The sequence below is a fragment of the Rhodococcus sp. AQ5-07 genome (genome assembly GCF_009707305.1).
Lineage (GTDB): Bacteria > Actinomycetota > Actinomycetes > Mycobacteriales > Mycobacteriaceae > Rhodococcus_F > Rhodococcus_F erythropolis.
Genome location: NZ_CP046099.1, coordinates 2860500 through 2880387, shown reverse-complemented (window position 1 = coordinate 2880387; position 19888 = coordinate 2860500). Strand labels below are relative to the sequence as shown.

The window sequence follows — 19888 nt, the reverse complement described above, 5'->3', positions numbered from 1 at the left end:
TCTCCCGAAACCTAGATTGCATGGATACGCCAGGGCTCACCCGCCCCACACCATGACGCTTCGGATGTATTGCGGCCCACTTTCTCGCGCACGCCGAATGCTCTTCTTCTCAGTAGTCGTTCGCGGAAGAAATGATCTCTGACCGTTGTGAACGTGGTTTCGCAGCGGTCCGAAGGATTACTTCCCAGTAACCCAGCCCCGCTTGAGGCTGGACTAATCAGGAGTGTCATCGTGTCCCTCGTGACTGAAGCCATCAACGTACCCAAGGTCGAGTTGACCGACGAAGAAATCTTTGCCGCTCACGTCGGTGGCAAGCTCTCGGTCGAGACCACCGCGCCGCTCGATACGCAGCGGGCCCTCTCGATCGCCTACACGCCGGGTGTTGCTCAGGTGAGCCGCGCCATCGCTGCAGACGAAACCCTCGCCGATCGATACACGTGGACCAACCGACTCGTCGTCGTGGTCAGCGACGGAACCGCGGTTCTCGGACTCGGCGACATCGGCCCCCGCGCGTCGCTGCCCGTCATGGAGGGCAAGTCGGCACTGTTCAAGAACTTCGCCGGACTGAACTCCATTCCGCTGGTTCTCGACACCAAGGATCCCGACGAGATCGTCGAGACGCTCATCCGTCTGCGCCCGAGCTTCGGCGCGGTCAACCTCGAGGACATTTCGGCGCCGCGTTGCTTCGAGATCGAAAAGCGCGTCATCGAAGCCCTCGACTGCCCCGTCATGCACGACGATCAGCACGGAACCGCCATCGTGGTCCTCGCTGCCCTCAAGGGCGCCGTGAAGGTCCAGAGCCGCGACATCACCACACTCAAGGTCGTCATCTCCGGCGCCGGTGCTGCGGGTGTTGCCTGCGCGAACATCCTGCTCGCCGCCGGAATCAGCGACGTCATCGTGCTGGATTCGAAGGGCATCATCTCGGGTGAGCGCAGCGACCTCAACGACGTGAAGGCAGAACTCGCGGCCCGCACCAATCCCCGCGACCTGCACGGTGGTGCCATCGAGGCTCTCGAAGGTGCCGACGTGTTCCTCGGTGTCTCGGCGGGCAAGATCCCCGAGGAGCTCATCGCTTCGATGGCTCCCGAGTCGATCGTGTTCGCGCTCTCCAACCCGGACCCGGAGATTCACCCCGAAACCGCGTCGAAGTACGCGGCGATCGTGGCTACGGGTCGCAGTGATTTCCCGAACCAGATCAACAATGTTCTCGCCTTCCCCGGTGTGTTCAAGGGCGCGCTCGACGCCGGCGCCCGTCGCATCACCGAAGGTATGAAGCTCGCTGCCGCCGAGGCAATCCTGTCGGTGGTCGGCGACGAGTTGGCGGCGGACAAAATCGTCCCCAGCCCACTCGACCCTCGCGTGGCACCCGCAGTAGCGGAAGCCGTCGCGGCCGCAGCGCATGCTGAGGGCGTGACCAGCTAAGAGGGACTACGAAAGCCCCGATCGGGACCCGCACACAAGGTTCCGATCGGGGCTTTTCGTATGTACCGATCTACAGACGAGTGAGGTCGGGTGTTCGGCGCAGCCTGCCGGTCCCGGGAACCGATGCCCAGACCACCAGCGCCAGTAAGCCGTCCACGACCAGAGCCACAACCGCGACCAGGATTGCGCCGACGACCACTCGGTCGTACTTGTAGAGCGCGAGACCGTCGAAGATGTACCGGCCGAGGCCGCCGAGGTTGACGTAGGCGGCGACCGTTGCCGTGGCAATCACCTGCAGTGTCGCGTTACGCAGTCCGCCGAGAACCAATGGCAGCGCATTGGGTATCTCGACGCGGAAGAGCACTTGGAGTTCGGTCATACCCATCGCCCGCGCGGCCTCGACGACGCCGCGGTCGACGCTGGCAATTCCGGCGTACGTGCCGGCGAGTAGTGGGGGAATGCCGAGGATGACGAGGGCGAGAATCGGCGGCATCACTCCCAGGCCCATGAGAAGAACGAGGAAGGTCAGCAGGCCGAGAGTGGGCAGCGACCGCAGTGCGTTGACCAGACTGACGACCACGATCTCACCGCGGCGCAGATGGCCGATGAGTAATCCGATGGGCACCGCGATCACAGCCGAAAGCGCCACGGCCAGAACGCTGTACCAGAGGTGCTGGAGGATGCGGGTGCCGATTCCGGTGTCGCCGCTCCAATTTCCGGGATCGACGATGAAGTCCCAGGCTCCGGTGAAGATGCTCATACGGGTTCCCCCTCGGCAGCCACGACGGCGGGGACCTTCGACGAGGTCGATGTTCTGGTCCACGGGGTCAGGAATCGGCCGATCAGATACAGGATCAGGTCGAGCGCCAGGGCCAGCACGACAATCGCGATGATGCCGGCAACGATCTGGTCCGGGTAGTCGCGGTCGTAGCCCTGTTTGAACAGAACTCCCAGCCCGCCGATTCCGATCAGCGATCCGACCGAAACCAGCGAAATATTGGTAACGGCAATAACTCTGATGTTCGCGATCATCACCGGCAGTGCCAACGGCAACTCGACCGTCAGGGCGCGTCGTAGCGGTGTGAACCCGACGGCGGTGGAAGCGTCGATGACGTTGTCCGGCACCGAATCGAGTGCTTCGGGCACGGCCCGGATGAGCAGTGCCGTCGCATAGACGCTCAGTGCGATCACGACGTTGAGCGGATCAAGGGTCTTGAGTCCGAACAGCTGGGGGATGGTGACGAACAGCGCGAGCGACGGAATCGTGAACGCAATGCTCGCCAGGGTCAACGTGATTCGGCGCAGCCATCTGACGTTGCGGATCGCTGTTCCGACCGGAACAGCAATCAGGAGACCGATCAACAAGGGCAGCAGCGCCAGATACAGATGGGTCTTCGAGTAGTCCACGACCGTCGAGAAATTGTCGATGAGCCAGCGCATGCCGCTACGCCCCGAATCCCTCGGTGAAGGCGACTCGGTTGCGTTCCTCGTCCTCGCGTCGACGCTGATCTGCCAATTTCGCCACGACTTCGGACCCGAGGATCCCGCCGATGACCGCTCCCTCGCCGTCGACGGCAACGCCGATACCGGAAGGGGACGAGATTGCCGCATCGAGTGCTTGGCGCAGATCACCGCCGGGGGAGAACAACGAACCACCGGCCGACGTCGACTGCGCGAGAGTGCGTCCCGAGCGCAGGCCTTCGACGCCGGTCACGTCGATCCATCCCTGTGGACTTCCGCTGTCCGTGACCACGAGAACCCACTCGCCCAATTCGAGACGCAGAGCCTTCAATTCGTTCTCGACGGCCGTGCGTACGGGGTGTAACGGAACCTCGTCGGCAGCGCGGAACGACAATCCCCGATATCCGCGATCGCGTCCGACAAATCCGGCGACAAAATCCGTTGCCGGTGCGGCCAACACGTCGCGAGGTGCCGCAACCTGCTGAAGCCGCCCGCCGGGACCGAAGACGGCAATGTGATCACCGAGTTTGACTGCCTCGTCGATGTCGTGGGTGACAAAGACGATCGTCTTCTTCAGTTCGCTTTGAAGACGGAGCATTTCGGTCTGCAGATCCTCACGCACCACCGGGTCGACGGCGCTGAAGGGCTCGTCCATCAACAGGATCGGCGGATCGGCAGCCAATGCTCGCGCAACTCCCACACGTTGTTGCTGCCCACCCGAGAGTTGCCCGGGATAGCGGGTGGCAAGGGAGATGTCCAGACCGACTCGTTCGAGTACCCCCAACGCGGCTTTGCGCGCTGCGCGGCGGGACTCACCGCGCAGTACCGGAACTGTTGCGACGTTGTCGATCACGGTGCGATGCGGAAGCAAGCCGGCGTTCTGGATGACGTACCCGATGCCGAGACGCAGCTTCACCGCGTCGGTCTGGGCGATGTCACGACCGTCGACGAAGATCTTGCCCGACGTCGGTGTGATCATCCGGTTGATCATGCGCATCGACGTCGTCTTGCCGCACCCGGACGGCCCCACGAACACCGTGAACGACTCGGCCTCGATGGTGAGATCGAGACGGTCGACGGCGGTGGTGCCGTCCGGGTACTGCTTGGTGACGCCCTCGAATGTGATCACGTGACTACGAGACCGGCTTGTCGAGGCCCTGCGCCGTCACCCACGCCTTGGCCGCCGCTGCAGGCTCCGTCTTGGTGTCGCCGGACACCTGGACGTTGAGTGCCAACAACTCTTCGGTGGTGAGCTTGGCGGACACCGCATCGAGGACTGTCTTCAACTTGTCGGAAGACTTCGACGCGCGCAGCACCGGCACCACGTTCTGAGCCGGGAAATTGTTCTTCGGGTCTTCGAGAACCACGAAGTTGTTTGCCGGGATGGAGGCAGACGTCGTGAAGATGTTTGCCGCCGTGATGTCGCCGGACGAGAGAGCCTTCACTGTTGCCGGTCCACCGCCGTCGGCGATCGGGACGAAGTTGGCTGCCGAGATGTCGAGACCGTAATTGGACTTCAAACCGGGCAATCCGGCTGGACGTTCCTGGAACTCGGCCGGAGCGCCGAACTTGACCTCGGCGGAATGCGGAGCCAGATCGGCGATCGTCTTCAGGTTCCACTTCTCAGCGGTTTCCTTGGTGACGACGACGGCGTCCTTGTCCTCGGCGGATGCAGGCGTCGCAATTGCCAATTCCGACCCGAGAGCTGCGGGAAGAGCGGCGAGGACATCAGCGGAGCTGGTGGCCGTGCTGTCGGGATCCAAGTACTGCAGGAGATTTCCCGTGTAATCCGGAATGACGCTGATCGACCCGTCCTTGAGCGCCGGAATGTACGCCTCACGGCTGCCGACGTTGAACGACGTGGACACATCGAACCCGTTGACACGCAGTGCTTCGGCGTAGATGTTGGCGATCGTCTCGGATTCGGTGAAGTTGGCGGAGCCGACGACGACCGCGTTGGGATCGCTGTTGGAGTCACCGTCACTGCTACCGCACGCTGTCAGTGCAGTGAGAGAGACAACGGTTGCCGCGGCTACGAGCCAACGGTTGGAACGAAATCGTGAGGTGCGCATGAGCGTCCTTCCGGTTTTTCGGGCGTCCCGTGTTTCGGGCGTCGGAAACCATCCCCTTGTGGCGAAGCCACCCGAGTGGCTTCGACGGCGCCGCCACCGAGTGGCTGCGTCAGGACTGGTTACCGCGCATCGCCCGACAAGTGTAACGATAGGTACCGACATGGCACGGTTTTCGATCCATGGGATTGGATGTGAGGATTTCGGTGAAGAGCACACGCACGAAGTATTCGACTGTTGTTGCAGCACTGATGGTCCTGCCAATTCTCAGCGGATGCGCAAACGGTGATTCGGTGGTAGAGAGCGCCGGAGCGGAGTCTCGTGACCAGATCGTGGTGGCTGCTGACGCATCAGTGGAGAGTTCGGTGTTGGCCGAGGTGTATTCGACGGTGCTCTCATCCTCCGGTCTGTCGGCTCGCGTCGAATCGGTGGGTGGAGGCAGAACCCAATCACTCGAGGCTCTGGACGCAGCGCGAGTCACCTTGGTGCCCGAGTTCACCGGTGCGCTGCTCGATCACTACGACCCGTCATCCCCGGCCCGCAAGGCCGACGACGTCTTCGAAGCCTTGAGTCGCTCTCTGCCGGAGGGTCTTTCGGTCTCCGACTATGCGATGGCCGAAGATCGTGCGGTCCTCGCACTCGACACCGCATACGCACAGTCGTTGGGAGTGAAGACGATAGAAGCCTTTGCTCCTTCGTGCGCCGCGGCGACGCCGCTCGTCTCCGCGAGATTCGTCGAGGACGGGGCAGTGGAACAGTTGGCCGAGGGCGCCGAGTGTGTCTTCGCCGGCGTCGATCAGGCAACGCCGGCAGACGTACCCGGTGCACAGGTATTCGGAACCACGACGCTGTCAGCGCTGGCACAATCCGACGCCGTCACAGTGCTCGCTGATTCGAATCACGTTCTGGCTGCGCAGAATGTCGTTCCGCTCTTTCGGGCGGGCGCACTGGGAGATTCGGCTGTCAAGGCGCTCAGCGTCGTTGCGGGTGAACTGTCCACCACTGATCTCGCCGCAATGATCGAGCAGGTGCGGACTGGCAAGACGTCAGCCCCGGAAGTGGCCCGAACCTGGTGGGACACCCGTCAGTGACATGGACGGAGTGGGCCACCCGTCAGTGACATGGACGGAGTGGGCCACCCGTCAGTGACTGTTCGATCCCACTGCTGAACTCGAATCATCCTTGGCACGAATCAGTTTCGATGCGATGAACTGGCCGAGGTCGGCAACGGCGTCTGCTGCTTCCTTCACCAGTGACGCCTGTGCGTGAGCCACATGCCACAGTCGTGCGTACTCCACCAGGGACACGTCGACGCCGGCAGCGGAGAGCTTGTCGGTGAACGTCATGATCTGCGGGTAGAGGACCTCCTCGGAACCGACGTGAATCCTGGTGGGCGGCAACCCGTCGAGCTTGCCGTGCGTCGGCGCGTAGCCAGGATCAGTACGGTCGCCGCCGGCAAGGTAAGCGTCGGCGGCATCGAAGGACCAAGCTGTGTTGACCACCAGGTCGGCCTTTTTGGTAGCACCCCGATCGCCGGGATCGACCCACGGCGAGATCAGTGCGAGCGCGCCGGGGGTCACGCCGTGACGCTCGATCAGACGCAGAGCGGTCGCCGCGGCCAAACCGCCACCGGCCGAATCGCCGGCAATGGCAACGCGGTCTTCCGAATAGTCGAACTCGGTGACTAACTGCATGAAGGCTGAGACCGCGTCGTCGAGAGCGGCGGGATACGGATTCTCCGGCGCGAGACGGTAGTCCAAGGTGAAGACCGCACTGGACGACTCACGGGCGAGATGAGCTGCGAGAGAACGGTGTGTGGCCAGCGAACCCAGCGTGTACGCCCCGCCGTGCAGGTAGAGAACTGCGGTGGGGCGCTCGGTTGCGCCGACGGTGATCTTCTCAGCCGGTCGGCAAGCCAGCTCCAGCGGGCGCACGACGGCGCCCGCTGGAACCTGCTGTAGCGGTGCCCCGGCCTCGAGCAGCAGACGTTGAATCCGATACGGCAGCCGCGAGTTGAAAGCCAGACGGAAGTACGGCTTCAACAAGAATGCGACCACGGGCAGCGGAAGGGTGAACGTGCTCACCGGCAGGGCTCCTGACTCTTTATGCGAACTGCGCTGTGAAACGAACGACGCTGTGAAACGAACTCAGCTGGACTTGGGCATCATTCGGCCGGCGACGATCGCGACGATGCGCTGGTAGCCCGATCCTACGAGGCGAACCCAGGCGTCGAGTGCGATTGCGTCCATCCCGATGAGAACTCGCGGCTTGCTCTTGCGAACACCGTTGACGATCGTCTTGGCGGCGTCCTCCGGAGTGGTGCGCGCGAGCTTGCGGTCGAAGAACTCGGAGAAGACCGCAAGATCTTCGCCCGGACCTGCGGTGGCGTTGCGTGCGATGGCGGTCTTGATTCCGCCCGGGTGCACACAGGTCACCTTCACCGGGTGCTTGGCGATCAGCATTTCCTGGCGAAGCGACTCGGTGAAACCGCGAACGGCGAACTTGGCCGAGTTGTAGGCGCTCTGACCCGGCATCGACAGCAGACCGAAGAGGCTCGACACGTTCACGATGTGCCCGTCACCGGAGGCGATGACGTGGGGAAGGAATGCCTTGGTGCCGTTGACAACTCCCCAGAAGTCGACGTCCATGACACGTTCGAAGTCCTTGAACTCGGACTTCTCGAAGGTGCCGTGGTACGCGATTCCGGCGTTGTTGTAGATCTGGTTGACCTTGCCGAAATGGGCGACAACCGCGTCGGCGTACTCGAGAACCGCCTCGCGCTGGGTGACGTCGAGATGGTCCGACTTCACCGCGGCGCCGATGGCCTCCACCAGACGTGCTGTCTCGGCGAGCCCGACGGTGTCCACGTCGGAGATCGCCAACTTGGCGCCCTGGCCGGCCAGGTTCAGTGCGAGTGCGCGACCGATGCCCGATCCCGCTCCGGTGATGACTACGACCTTGCCTGCAAAATCACTCATTGTGCTACTGCCTTCTCGTCGTCGAGGTCGATCTGTGAAGTGGTCGCGGTGCCGACGGCGCCGAGATCCGAGGTGGCGACGCTGCGGTATGCCGCGAGGTCGAAATGCTTGGTGGCATTGCGGAACTGGAAGGTGAAGCCAGGCCACAGGGTGGTGTTGTTTCCGTGCTTGTCCATGTACCAGCTGGCGCAACCGCCGTTGTTCCACACGCTCTTGGACATAGCTGCCTGCAGGTCCTTGTTGTACTTGTCCTGCTTGTCCTTGCGCACCTCGATGGTGCCGATGTCGTACTTGTCGATGGTGGCGATCGCGTCGACCAGGTAGTTGATCTGCGACTCGATCATGAAGACCATCGACGAATGTCCGAGGCCGGTGTTGGGGCCGACCAGGAAGAACATGTTGGGGAAGTTGGCAACTGCCGCGCCCTTGTATCCCTGCATGCCGGTCTCTTCGAAGACCTCGGCGAGCGAGCGTCCGTCCTTGCCGAAGATTCCCGCGAAGGTGGGGGAGTCGGTGACGTGGAATCCGGTCGCAACGACGATGGCATCGATCTCACGGGTGGTGCCGGTCTTCGAGACGATCCCGCTGGCGGTGACCTCCTCGATGCCTTCGGTCACCAGGTCGACATTGTCCTGGGCGAGGGTGGGGAAGTAGTTGTTCGAGATCAGCATGCGCTTGCAGCCGATCTGGAAGTTGGGCATGACCTTCTTACGAAGATCCTTGTCCTTGATCTGAGCCTTCAGGTGACGCTCGGCGGCGAACTGCAGCGGCTTCATGAAGACCGGCGCCTTGGCCAGGCCGACGACCTGCGTCTCTCGCATCCAGTAGATACCGGTGCGGCACAACTTCTGGAAGCCGGGGAGGTACTTGAACGCGAGATGCTCGATCTTGGTGTACTCGCGGTCTGCGCGGGGCAGGATCCACGGCGCCGTGCGCTGGTACACGTCGAGGTGTGAGACCTTCTTGCCGATAGCGGGCACGATCTGGATGGCGGAGGCGCCGGTTCCGATGACGGCCACGCGCTTGCCCGTCAGATCGGCATCGTGGTTCCAGCGCGAGGAGTGGAAGATCTCGCCCTTGAATCCGTCGATGCCCTTGATGTCCGGAAGTGAAGGCTCACACAGTGCGCCGACGGCCGAGACGACGATCTTTGCGACGAATTCACCCTTGTTGGTGCTGACGTGCCACTGAGCCGACGACTCGTCCCATCGGGCTGAGAGAACGTCGCAGTCGAAGATGTGCTTGTCGAGCACCTTGTGGCGGTTGGCCACCGACTGGATGTACTTGTAGATCTCGGGCTGGGTGGAGAAGGAGCGCGTCCACTCCGGATTGAGTGCAAAAGAGTACGAGTACAAATGCGACGGCACGTCACACGCGGCGCCCGGGTAGCTGTTGTCACGCCAGGTTCCACCGACGTCGTTGCCGCGCTCGAGAACGACATAGTCGGTGATGCCGGCCTGTGCCAGTTTGATCGCCGCACCGAGACCGGCGAAACCGCTGCCGATGATCAGTGTGCCGACGTGGCGAGTATCCGCGGCAGGTGCTGAGGTATCTGTAACTGGAAGACTCATGTAGGGAACGATATGCCTTTATTGAGTCATGGTCAATAGCTTATTGACGGATATTCAGTAGTCTATTGGGCATGGACGCAGTAAAGCGAACGCGGCTCGACCCTGCGCAACGCCGAGCGCAACTCATCGACCTCGGGGCGCGCATGCTGGCCGAACGGCCGCTCGAGCAGATTTCCGTCGAGGACATCGCCGATCAAGCGGGGGTGTCGCGTGGGCTTCTGTTCCACTACTTCGCGTCGAAAAGCGAGTTCCATCTCGCCATCGTCCGACACAGCAGTGAACAGATGCTCCAGCGCACGGAGCCGAGCGAGTCGGACGATCCGATGCTCACCCTCCGATCGGTGCTGGCGTCGTACGTCGACTACGTGACCGAGAACCGCAATACCTACGTCTCGCTGCTCCGGGGGACCGCCAGCGGGGATCCGCAGATGCGTGAGGTGTTCGAGCAGACTCGCGACATCATGGCCAAGAGAACCCTCGATCAGCTCCCCAAGATCGGCCTGACTCGAACGCCTCAGGTGGAGTTGGCCGTTCGAGGTTGGATCGCGTTTGTCGAGGAAGCCACCATCAGTTGGCTCCGCGCGCCCGCAATCACCCGCGAGGAACTGATCGACCTGACGGTTCAGTCGTTGCCCGCGTTGGCACTGGCCGCCGTCGGCTTCGATGCCGGGCCGGATCTGGGTCTGCTGCAATCGAATTGACGTGAACGCAGAAAGGCCGGGCCCCACACTCCTTGCGGAATGTGGGGCCCGGCCTTTGGGTACTGCCACTGCTTACTTGGTCGGCAGGAACGCCACTGCTCAGTTGGTCGGCAGGAACGCCTCGTCCAAGATCTCCTGCTGCTCCACCGCGTGCACCTTGCTCGATCCCGAAGAGGGAGCGGACATCGGACGACGCGAGATGCGCTTGATGCCGGTCAAGGTCTCCGGCAGAAGATCCGGCAGAGCCAGTCCGAGGAACGGCCACGCACCCTGGTTTGCGGGCTCTTCCTGAACCCAACGGAACTGATCCGCATTCGGGTAACGGTCCAGGGTCTCCTTGAGACGACGCTTCGGCACGGGGTAGAGCTGCTCCATGCGCACGATTGCGATGTCGTCACGCTCGTCCTTGTGCTTCTTCGCCAGAAGCTCCCAGTACAGCTTGCCGCTGACCAGCAGAACCCGCTTGACCGATTCGCGGGCGCTTTCGCCGCTCTCGAATGCAGGCTCCTCGAAGACCGAACGGAACTTGCCCGTCGTGAAGTCCTCGACGTTGCTGACTGCAGCCTTGTTACGCAGCATCGACTTGGGCGTGAAGACCACCAGTGGACGGCGGATGCCGTCTAGGTGATGGCGACGCAGCAGGTGGAAGTAGCTGGCCGGAGTCGACGGAACCGCAACGGTCATCGAGCCTTCTGCACACAGCTGAAGGAAACGCTCGATGCGACCGGAGGTGTGGTCCGGACCCTGACCCTCGTGACCGTGCGGCAGGAGCAGCACGACGTCGGAGAGCTGACCCCACTTGGCCTCACCCGAAGAGATGAACTCGTCGATGATGGTCTGCGCGCCGTTGACGAAGTCACCGAACTGCGCTTCCCACAGGACCAGAGCGTCGGGGTTACCCACCGAGTATCCGTACTCGAAGCCCAGACCTGCGTACTCGGTGAGTGCGGAGTCGTAGACCATGAACTTGCCGCCGTTTTCGGCGTCGGCAGCGATCTTGGCGATCGGGCTGTACTCGTTGCCGGTCTTGCGGTCGATGAGGACCGAGTGACGCTGCGTGAACGTTCCACGCTTGGAGTCCTGACCGGCGAGGCGGATCAAGGCACCCTGCTCGGCCAACGAGCCGAACGCGAGCAATTCTGCGAACGCCCAGTCGACATGTCCCTCACGGGCCATCTCGCGGCGCTTCTCGGCAACCGGCTTGACGCGCGGGTGAACGGTGAAGCCGTCGGGGACGTTGACGAACGCATCACCGATGCGCTCGAGGACCTCGGGAGCGACAGCCGTGGTCAGGCGAGCCGGGGGAGTCTGGTCGAGTTCGACGGACTCGGACGGTTCGGGCTGGAACTTCTCGAGTTCACGGACCTCGTTGAACACCCGTTCGAGCTGGCCCTGGTAGTCGCGAAGTGCGTCTTCGGCTTCCTTGAGCGAGATGTCACCGCGGCCGATGAGGGACTCGGTGTAGCTCTTACGAACGCTGCGCTTGGTGTCGATGACGTCGTACATCGCCGGCTGGGTCATCGACGGATCGTCGCCCTCGTTGTGACCGCGGCGGCGGTAGCAGATGAGGTCGATGACGACGTCCTTGCCGAACTTCTCACGGAAGTCGACGGCCAGCTGAGCAACCCAGACGCACGCCTCGGGGTCGTCGCCGTTGACGTGGAAGACCGGTGCGGCGATCATCTTCGCGACGTCGGTGCAGTACTCGGACGAGCGTGAATGTTCCGGAGCGGTGGTGAAGCCGACCTGGTTGTTCACGACGATGTGTACGGTGCCGCCGGTGCGGTAGCCGCGAAGCAGCGAGAGGTTCAGCGTCTCGGCGACAACGCCCTGACCGGCGAATGCAGCGTCACCGTGCAGCATGAGCGGCAGGACGGTGAAGCCTTCTTCGCCCTTGTCGAGGATGTCCTGCTTTGCGCGGACCAGGCCTTCGAGAACCGGGTCGACGGCCTCGAGGTGAGACGGGTTGGCGGTCAAGGAGACAGCGATGTCGTTGTCACCGAACATCTGGATGTACGTTCCGCTGGCGCCCAGGTGGTACTTCACGTCGCCGGAGCCGTGAGCGGCTGCCGGGTTCATGTTGCCCTCGAACTCCGTGAAGATCTTGGAGTACGGCTTGCCGACGATGTTGGCAAGCACGTTGAGACGGCCACGGTGCGGCATTCCGATGACGACCTCGTCGAGCTGGTGCTCGGCGGCCTGGTCGATCACGGCGTCCATCATCGGGATGACGGCTTCGGCGCCTTCGAGCGAGAAGCGCTTCTGGCCGACGTACTTGGTCTGCAGGAACGTCTCGAAGGCCTCGGCGGCGTTGAGCTTGCTCAGGATGTACTTCTGCTGAGCGACCGAAGGCTTGGCGTGATGGCCCTCGACGCGGTCCTGGATCCACTGACGCTGATCCGTCTCGAGGATGTGCGTGTACTCGACGCCGACGTGGCGGCAGTACGCGTCGCGCAGCACGCTCAACACGTCGCGCAGCTTCATCTTCTCTTGGCCGTGGAAGCCGCCGACCTTGAACTCGCGGTCCAGATCCCACAACGTCAGGCCGTGGCTGATGACGTCGAGGTCGGGGTGGCTGTGGAACTTGTCCTTGACGAACTGCAACGGGTCCGTGTCGGCCATGAGGTGGCCGCGGTCACGGTATGCAGCGATCAGTTCGAGAACACGGGTGTTCTTGTCGACAGCGCCTTCCGGCACGTCCTTGCGCCAACGCACCGGCTCGTACGGGTTGCCGAGCGCGTGGAAGATCTCGTCGTAGAACTCGTCGCTGATCAGCAGGTTGTGGATCGTGCGCAGGAAATCGCCCGACTCGGCACCCTGGATGATGCGGTGATCGTAGGTCGAGGTGAGAGTCATCAACTTGCCGACGCCCATCTCGGCCAGCTTCTCGTCGCTGGCGCCCTGGAACTCGGCGGGGTATTCCATCGCGCCGGCACCGATGATGGCGCCCTGGCCCTTCATCAGGCGAGGAACGGAGTGAACCGTGCCGATGCCGCCCGGGTTGGTCAGCGAAATGGTGACGCCGGTGAAGTCTTCGCCGGTGAGCTTGCCTTCACGGGCGCGTCGGACGATGTCCTCGTACGCCGCGTGGAACTGGACGAAGTTCATCGACTCGGTGTTCCGGATGGCGGCAACAACCAGTGAGCGGTTGCCGTCCTTGCCGGGAAGGTCGATCGCGAGTCCGAGATTGGTGTGCTCGGGGGTGACCGCGTTCGGCTTGCCGTCGATTTCGGCGAAGTGCCGGTTCATGTTGGGGAACGCGTTGACTGCCTGGACGATCGCGTAACCCAGGAGGTGGGTGAACGAGATCTTGCCGCCGCGGGTACGCGCGAGGTGGTTGTTGATGACGATGCGGTTGTCGAACATCAGCTTCGCGGGGATGGCACGCACGCTGGTTGCTGTCGGAATCTCGAGCGAGAGCGACATGTTCTTGACGACTGCTGCTGCGGCGCCGCGGAGAACCTTGGTTTCCTCGGCTCCGCCGGCGGGAGCGGGCTTCGCGGGAGCGGCCGCAGGCTTGGCTGCTGCAGGCTTGGCGGGGGCGGCCTTCGCGGCGGGCGCTGCCGTCTTCGCGGGGGCCGGTGCGGCCGCCTTGGCAGGCGGCGCAGGAGGTGCGGTCTTGGGGGCGGGAGGCGTGGCCTTGGGAGCAGCAGGCGGAGCTACAACAGCGGCGGGTGCAGCCGCGTTGCCGTTCGAGGCAGTCCCGTTTCCACCTCCCGTGTTCGCCGAGTCCGGCGAGTAATCGGTCAAGAATTCGTGCCAACTGGGATCCACGGACGACGGATCGTCCTGGAAGCGTTGGTACATCTCGTCAACCAGCCACTGGTTCTGTCCGAATTGGGATGTAGAACTGCTGCTCACGGCAGGTGTTCGCCTCGTTTCTATTTCGGTACCCGATCAGAGCGCCTATATATATGAGATTAGCCCGAGCGTGTGACGAGCAATTGTGCGGCACACAATTTGTGAGCTGTCTCACGGAAGTCCGTGATCTTGCGATCGCGCACTACCTCTCGGCGGTACAAATCCGTGCCGACTGTCACGCGACGGGGTTGCCTTCGATGACAGTTCTCGACGTCAGATTATTCCCCTCACGCGCCTGCGATGCATCCCAGAGTCCCGAGTAGTGACCACCGGCATACCGCAGAACATCGTGCGGGCCGTATTCAACGATACGTCCCCGGTCAACTACGACAACGAGGTCCGCTCGGGCAGCTGTCGCGAGGCGGTGAGCTACGACGACGGAAGTCCGTTTCCGGGTGACCGACCGACTTGCTTCGAGCACCATTCGTTCGGTCGCGGGATCGAGCGTCGCGGTCGCCTCGTCGAGGAGCAGAAGGTCCGGGTCGACCAGTTCGGCACGGGCCAATGCGATCAGTTGGCGTTGGCCCGCCGAGAGCCCCTGGCCGCGCTCGCCGACGGGATGATTCATGCCTCCACGCATGTCGGCTATCGAATTCAGTGCGCCGACGGAACGCGCCGCTTCCTCGATCTCCGCGCGCGACGCCGACGGCCTCCCGTACGCGATGTTGTCGGCGACCGTGCCGGTGAACAGATGCGCCTCTTGCGGGACCACGCCGAGGCGACGTCGGTACTGCGAGAGGTGGAAGTTCCGGATGTCGGTTCCGTCCACGTCGACGGATCCGGACGTCGGGTCGTAGAAGCGGGCGAGCAACTTCACCACCGTCGACTTCCCGGCACCAGTTCTGCCGACGAGGGCAACCGTCGTGCCCGGCGGAATCTGCAGATCGAAATCGGAGAGGGCGTCGACGTCCGCACCCGAGTACCGGAACCCGACCCCGTCGAGATAAACGGCGCCGTCGAGCCGTCCGGAGATCGCGATCAGATCCTCGCTGTCGGCTGTTTCGATCGAACTCCGAGTACGCAGAAGGTCACCGATTCGTTGCAATCCGACGTTTGCCTGTTGGTAACCATCGAACACTTGTGAGAGTTGCTGAATCGGTCCGAACAGCAGGCCGAGGTAGAGCACGAACGCGATCAGTACGCCGGGTGACGTCGACCCGTTGGCGATCTGGTGCGCGCCGACGAACACCACTGCGGCCAACGCGAGGTCGGACAGGAACGAGATGAACGGGAAGTAGATCGAAATGGCTCGCTGCGACCGCATCCGCGATCGGCGGTAGCTCTCGGAGCGTTCTGCGAACCTACGCGCCGCACCTTCTTCGCGGCGGTAGGCCTGAGCCGCTCGCAGACCGGCGATGTTCTCCTGGAAGTCGGCATTGACGAGCGAGATCCGTTCGCGGGACTGGCTGTAGGCAACCGAGGAGATCTTGCGGAAGATCACGGTCGCAACCACGAGCGGTGGGATGACGGCCAGCGCCACCAGCCCGAGCGTCACGTCGGTCGCCAGGAGTGCGATCGAAATGCCGCCGACGGTCAGGACGCTCACGATCGCCGTCGACATGCCGGTTTGGATGAACGACGACAGCGCGTCGACGTCGGTGGTCATGCGCGTCATGATGCGCCCGGACAATTCACGTTCGTAGTAGTCCAGACCCAGACGCTGTAGGTGTGCATAGCTGCGTACGCGGAGCCCGAACAACACGCGTTCGCCGGCCCGGGCGGTGAGCACCGTCATGACCGCGACGACGACCCAGTCCGCGGCGACCAGGAGGGCGCCGAATGCCGTCGCTATCCAGAGCGTGCTGCTGTCCGCGGTCACGACTCCGTGGTCGATCGCGTATCTGACGAGGGAGGGAAATGCGATCGCCGCTGCGGAGTCCAGGGCAAGGCACACGACAACCGCCAGTAGAACCCAGCGGACCGGCGTCAAGATCTGTCGGAGTGAGAACTGTGGATTCGATTCGCGCAGGCTCTCAGGAGCGATTCCGGGGTCTTCGCGTGCGGGTGGGAGAGCATCGACTGCTGCCCGCAGGGACGGCGTCACCGCGATTCCGCTGAGCGCTCCGGCCATCGGTCCGCCCGCACCCTGCGTCGTAGCGGCTGTGCTGTCGGCTTCGGATTCCGGTGCCTGCGGCCACAACTGCTCGGTTGTCGGCTCGCTGCGGTCACGTCCGAAAGCATCGGAGTCGACATCGTCGAGTTCGGCCGGTAGTTCCGGCGGCGAGGAGAACAGAGCACGAAAGAGCGGACATCGCGCTTCCAGTTCGTCCACGGTTCCGGAGTCGATGATCCGTCCGCCGTCGAGAACCGCGACCCGGTCTGCGAGCGTCAGGGTGGACCGCCGGTGAGCGAGGATGAGCGTGGTCTGGCGCCGTCTGGCCCGGAACGCGTCGAAGATCGCGGCTTCGGTAGCCGCATCGACTGCGGAGGTCGCGTCGTCGAGGACCAGGATCCGTGGGTCGACGAGCAGTGCCCTGGCAAGTGCGATGCGCTGACGCTGGCCGCCCGACAGCGTCAGACCTCGTTCACCGACAACGGTGTCGTATCCGTCCGGGAGTGCCTCGATGAACGAATCTGCCTGTGCCAGTGCTGCTGCGTCGCGGATGTCCTCGTCGGAGGCGTCCTCGCGGCCAAGTGCGATGTTGGCGGCAATGGTGTCCGAGAACAGGAAGGGCTCGTCGAAGACGAGGCTGACGGCGGCACGAAGTTGCTCACTGCGCAGTTCGCCGATGGGGAACGTCTCGCCGGCGGTATCGACTGTCACCGCACCCGAAGTCGGTGCGTAGAACCGCGGGAGAAGCAAGGACAACGCGGTCTTGCCCGACGCGGCCGGACCCACGACGGCGACGGTCTCGCCCGGTTCTATGCGGAGGTTCAGCCCGGTCAGGACGTCGCGTTCGGTGTCGAATCCGAATGCCACGTCGTCGAAGGTGACTCCGAGAGGACCGTCGGGCAGGTCCACCGGATGGTCTGGATCGGCGATGTCCGGCTGAGCGTTGATGACGTCGTAGACACGCTCTACAGCGGCGCGCGCCAGCTGCGCCATGACGATGACCGACGACAGAGTTCGGGTGACTCCGGTCATCGTCACGATGTAGGTGGCGAACGCGAGAAACGTTCCCACGGTGATCTTGTCGTGCAGTGCGAGATACCCGCCGAGAGCGATCACTCCCACCTGCCCGAGCTGGGGCAAGGCGGCCATGGTTGGCGCGAATTTCGCGTTCAACCACGCGGCGCGAAGGCGCTCGGAGTACAGCGTGCGGCTGTGTTTCTCCAGCTGGTCGACGGCTCGTTGTTCCTGCCCGAATCCCTTGACGACGCGAACGCCGGTGACAGTTTCCTCGACGTGTTGGGCGAGGTCGGCGGCCCGCTGCTGCGCGGACCATGTTGCGGCGAAGAGCATCGGTCGCATCAGGAACACCACCAGCCCTACTGCTGGGATGACGGCGACAGCGACGAGAGTCAACAGCGGCGAGAGCCACGCCATGATGCCGATCGCCAGCACGAATTGCAGGAGCGCTCCCGCGGACATCGGCACCATCGCGAGTAAACCCTGGACGAGCTGCAGATCCGTGATGGACCGGGAGACCACCTGGCCTGTGCGGATCTGATCCTGCCCGCGTCCGTCGAGGCGTTGCAGCGAACCGAGCAGGGCGAGCCGCAAGTCGTGTTGAACGTCGAGCGAGAGTCGGCCGGCAAGCATCCGTCGGCCGTACTGGCACGCGAAGCGGACGATCGCGAGCAACGCGATCGCCGACGCGACGAACCCGATCACCTTGCCCGGGTTCTCCTGGCTTGCGGCGTCGAGCGCATAGCGGGTCAGGAGAGGAAACGAGATGTCGATCGCAGAGGCGATGACCGTAACGAGTAGCGCGCCGATCGCAACTCTTCGGTGCAACCAGCATGCGTGGGCCAAGCGGCGGATCCAGCCCGGAGCTCGATCCACCTCTCCAGCTACCGGACTGTCCGTGTTGATCGTGTTCATCGAGATCCACGGTAGACCCGGCCCCAGACAGCTTTTTCAGGTGATGTCGCGGGTCCTGGTCCGTAGCCAACCGAGCCCGCAGAACAGAACTACCCAAGCGGCCAGCATCATCGGGCCGCTCGGCCAGGACGCAAACGCGTCGACGTTGATCGACGGTGCCGCATTGACCATGGTGCCGATCGTGGCCGACACCGGAAGCGCGGCCCCGATCCCACCGAGATCCATCGCGAGCAGCACGGCGCGGACGATCCATTCACCGAAGACGAACCACAGGATGACCGAGAGGGCACCGGCCATCGACGAACCGGTGAGCAGGGCCACCCCGGCGCCGAGTAGTGCCCACAGCGCACACGCCAGGATGCCTGCGGCGCAGATGGCGAAGAGATCGGTGGTGAAGCTGAAGTCCCGGCCGAAGAGCAACATCGCGCCGATGCTGACTACTTCGACCGCCAGTGCGTAGCCGACGGCGAATACCGCGACGACGGCAAGTTTTGCGCCGAGAACTCCGTCGCGGCCACGAGCTGTGAGGAACGTCGTGGTGAGAGTCTTGTAGCCGAATTCGGATCCGGCGGTGAGTGCTCCGAAGACGGCCGCGAACACCAGGACAAGCGTGTTGGAGACACCGAGGCTGACGCCGGTGGACACGACATCGACGTCGAAATTGGTGTCGGCCGAATCGGCCACGACTTCGACGAACGTCCGAGTCGAGGCAGCAATCAGCACGGCCACGACCACCGGTGCGATAGCCAGTGCCCACCAGTAGCGCAGGGTGAGAACTTTGAGTGTCTCCGCGCGCACGAGCGTGGTCATCTGTGTCCTCCGGAAGGTCCGTATGCGGCAGGGCCGTAATAGCCCGGTCCGGAACCGGGACCGGGTGGGCGGTGGTATCCGACCTGGGGAACCGCGTACTGCGGTGTTGTCATCGCGAGGAACAGTTGCTCGAGATCTGCGCCTTCGGTCGCGACACCGAAGATCGTGACACCGGCCGCCGACGCCACCGGTGGGAGCACCGACGTGTCGGTGCCGCCCACGGCGAGCCGTCCGTCCTGCGTGATCTGGGCGTCGATGATTCCCCGAGCGGCCAGTGCCGTGGCGAGGAGCGCTGGGTTGGAACACGAGACGAGAAGTCGACTGCGCTGGGAGCGACGAAGTTCGTCCATGGTCCCTTGGTAGACGAGTGAGCCGGCGCTGACGATGACCACGCTGTCGACGGTCGCTTCCACTTCACGAAGCGCGTGACTCGAGATCAGAACCGTTCGGCCGGAACCGGCGAAGGTCTGCAGGAACTGACGTAGCCACGCCATGCCCTCGGGGTCGAGTCCGTTCGCGGGTTCGTCGAGCACGAGGATCTCGGGATCACCGAGCATCGCGGTGGCAAGGATCAGGCGTTGGCGCATCCCGAGCGAGAAGGTGCCGGTCTTGTGGGCTCCGACCGAACTCAGACCGACCATGTCCAGCACCTGCGCCGCGCGCTGAGTCGGCGTGCCGATAGCGGCCGCGTAGATCTCGAGGTGTCCGAGCGCCGTTCGTTTCGGATGGAGACTGCCGACGTCGAGTACTGCGCCGACGGTCCGGGCCGGGTTGGACAGCAAACGCATCGGAGTGCCGTTGATCGTGGCCGATCCCGACGTCGGTGACACCAGTCCGAGGAGCATCCGCAACGTGGTCGTCTTGCCCGAACCGTTCGGGCCGAGAAACCCGGTGATCGAGCCCGCCTGAACGTCGAAGCTCAGGTCGTTGACCGCGCGCGCCGCCTTGAACGTCTTCGTCAACCCACGAATCTCGATGGGGGCAGAGAAGGATCCCATTGCGGTGTTCGTCAATGCTGCTCCCGGGT

At 63.4% G+C, this 19888-nt stretch carries 14 protein-coding genes; 3 read left to right on the top strand and 11 right to left on the bottom strand.

What is annotated here, in order from left to right; all coding sequences use genetic code 11:
• The first annotated feature begins 231 nt into the window (after window positions 1-231).
• Window positions 232-1425 (top strand): NAD(P)-dependent malic enzyme, encoded by a 1194-nt coding sequence (locus tag GJB56_RS13130; protein ID WP_003945072.1) that lies wholly within the window; start codon window positions 232-234, stop codon window positions 1423-1425.
• Window positions 1426-1495: 70 nt separating this feature from the next.
• On the opposite strand, the gene GJB56_RS13125 is transcribed toward GJB56_RS13130, so the two are convergent.
• The 4 genes from GJB56_RS13125 to GJB56_RS13110 are packed head-to-tail and all read right to left on the bottom strand — an operon-like array spanning window position 1496 to window position 4958.
• Complete coding sequence (locus GJB56_RS13125) at window positions 1496-2185, bottom strand: ABC transporter permease (RefSeq protein ID WP_069146313.1); 690 nt, start codon at window positions 2183-2185, stop codon at window positions 1496-1498.
• Window positions 2182-2865 carry an ABC transporter permease gene (locus GJB56_RS13120; RefSeq protein ID WP_019749338.1) on the bottom strand — a complete coding sequence of 228 codons (684 nt, stop codon included), beginning with the start codon at window positions 2863-2865 and terminating at the stop codon, window positions 2182-2184. The genes GJB56_RS13125 and GJB56_RS13120 overlap by 4 nt, the downstream gene beginning before the upstream one ends.
• Window positions 2866-2869: 4 nt before the next feature.
• On the bottom strand, window positions 2870-4015 hold the full coding sequence (locus GJB56_RS13115) for an ABC transporter ATP-binding protein (RefSeq protein ID WP_020908449.1): 1146 nt from the start codon (window positions 4013-4015) through the stop codon (window positions 2870-2872).
• Between the two features lie 4 nt (window positions 4016-4019).
• Window positions 4020-4958 (bottom strand): ABC transporter substrate-binding protein, encoded by a 939-nt coding sequence (locus tag GJB56_RS13110; protein ID WP_020908448.1) that lies wholly within the window; start codon window positions 4956-4958, stop codon window positions 4020-4022.
• A 203-nt stretch (window positions 4959-5161) separates the two neighbouring features.
• Here GJB56_RS13110 and GJB56_RS13105 point away from each other — a divergent pair, with 203 nt between their 5' ends.
• Window positions 5162-6046 (top strand): ABC transporter substrate-binding protein, encoded by an 885-nt coding sequence (locus GJB56_RS13105; protein ID WP_113683329.1) that lies wholly within the window; start codon window positions 5162-5164, stop codon window positions 6044-6046.
• A gap of 51 nt (window positions 6047-6097) precedes the next feature.
• Here GJB56_RS13105 and GJB56_RS13100 read toward each other — a convergent pair whose 3' ends face one another.
• The 3 genes from GJB56_RS13100 to GJB56_RS13090 all read right to left on the bottom strand — a co-directional run bounded on the left by GJB56_RS13100 (window position 6098) and on the right by GJB56_RS13090 (window position 9504).
• Window positions 6098-7039: an alpha/beta hydrolase fold domain-containing protein gene (locus GJB56_RS13100; protein WP_113683137.1), complete on the bottom strand. Its 942-nt coding sequence runs from the start codon at window positions 7037-7039 to the stop codon at window positions 6098-6100.
• A 63-nt stretch (window positions 7040-7102) separates the two neighbouring features.
• Complete coding sequence (locus tag GJB56_RS13095; RefSeq protein WP_113683136.1) at window positions 7103-7933, bottom strand: SDR family NAD(P)-dependent oxidoreductase; 831 nt, start codon at window positions 7931-7933, stop codon at window positions 7103-7105.
• Window positions 7930-9504 carry a flavin-containing monooxygenase gene (locus tag GJB56_RS13090; protein WP_113683135.1) on the bottom strand — a complete coding sequence of 525 codons (1575 nt, stop codon included), beginning with the start codon at window positions 9502-9504 and terminating at the stop codon, window positions 7930-7932. The genes GJB56_RS13095 and GJB56_RS13090 overlap by 4 nt, the downstream gene beginning before the upstream one ends.
• A 71-nt stretch (window positions 9505-9575) precedes the next feature.
• Here GJB56_RS13090 and GJB56_RS13085 point away from each other — a divergent pair, with 71 nt between their 5' ends.
• On the top strand, window positions 9576-10205 hold the full coding sequence (locus GJB56_RS13085) for a TetR/AcrR family transcriptional regulator (protein ID WP_007736130.1): 630 nt from the start codon (window positions 9576-9578) through the stop codon (window positions 10203-10205).
• A 99-nt stretch (window positions 10206-10304) separates the two neighbouring features.
• On the opposite strand, the gene GJB56_RS13080 is transcribed toward GJB56_RS13085, so the two are convergent.
• The 4 genes from GJB56_RS13080 to GJB56_RS13065 all read right to left on the bottom strand — a co-directional run bounded on the left by GJB56_RS13080 (window position 10305) and on the right by GJB56_RS13065 (window position 19859).
• Window positions 10305-14066, bottom strand: coding sequence for a multifunctional oxoglutarate decarboxylase/oxoglutarate dehydrogenase thiamine pyrophosphate-binding subunit/dihydrolipoyllysine-residue succinyltransferase subunit (locus GJB56_RS13080; RefSeq protein ID WP_019749330.1), 3762 nt, complete (start codon window positions 14064-14066; stop codon window positions 10305-10307).
• Window positions 14067-14241: 175 nt separating this feature from the next.
• On the bottom strand, window positions 14242-18051 hold the full coding sequence (locus GJB56_RS13075; RefSeq protein ID WP_113683134.1) for an ABC transporter ATP-binding protein: 3810 nt from the start codon (window positions 18049-18051) through the stop codon (window positions 14242-14244).
• Between the two features lie 36 nt (window positions 18052-18087).
• Window positions 18088-18861, bottom strand: a complete 774-nt coding sequence (locus GJB56_RS13070; protein WP_113683133.1) for an ABC transporter permease — start codon at window positions 18859-18861, stop codon at window positions 18088-18090.
• The gene (locus GJB56_RS13065; protein WP_041815089.1) at window positions 18858-19859 is read right to left on the bottom strand and encodes an ABC transporter ATP-binding protein; all 1002 of its coding nucleotides are present in this window, start codon (window positions 19857-19859) and stop codon (window positions 18858-18860) included. Before GJB56_RS13065 ends, GJB56_RS13070 begins: the two co-directional genes overlap by 4 nt.
• Between the last annotated feature and the right edge of the window lie 29 nt (window positions 19860-19888).

Excerpts from the sequence above, each read along its gene's own strand:
- GJB56_RS13125 (WP_069146313.1), bottom strand. The coding sequence starts at position 2,185 with ATGAGCATCTTCACCGGAGCCTGGGACTTCATCGTCGATCCCGGAAAT.
- GJB56_RS13120 (WP_019749338.1), bottom strand. The coding sequence starts at position 2,865 with ATGCGCTGGCTCATCGACAATTTCTCGACGGTCGTGGACTACTCGAAG.
- GJB56_RS13110 (WP_020908448.1), bottom strand. The coding sequence starts at position 4,958 with ATGCGCACCTCACGATTTCGTTCCAACCGTTGGCTCGTAGCCGCGGCA.
- GJB56_RS13095 (WP_113683136.1), bottom strand. The coding sequence starts at position 7,933 with ATGAGTGATTTTGCAGGCAAGGTCGTAGTCATCACCGGAGCGGGATCG.
- GJB56_RS13090 (WP_113683135.1), bottom strand. The coding sequence starts at position 9,504 with ATGAGTCTTCCAGTTACAGATACCTCAGCACCTGCCGCGGATACTCGC.
- GJB56_RS13085 (WP_007736130.1), top strand. The coding sequence starts at position 9,576 with ATGGACGCAGTAAAGCGAACGCGGCTCGACCCTGCGCAACGCCGAGCG.
- GJB56_RS13075 (WP_113683134.1), bottom strand. The coding sequence starts at position 18,051 with ATGAACACGATCAACACGGACAGTCCGGTAGCTGGAGAGGTGGATCGA.
- GJB56_RS13070 (WP_113683133.1), bottom strand. The coding sequence starts at position 18,861 with ATGACCACGCTCGTGCGCGCGGAGACACTCAAAGTTCTCACCCTGCGC.
- GJB56_RS13065 (WP_041815089.1), bottom strand. The coding sequence starts at position 19,859 with ATGGGATCCTTCTCTGCCCCCATCGAGATTCGTGGGTTGACGAAGACG.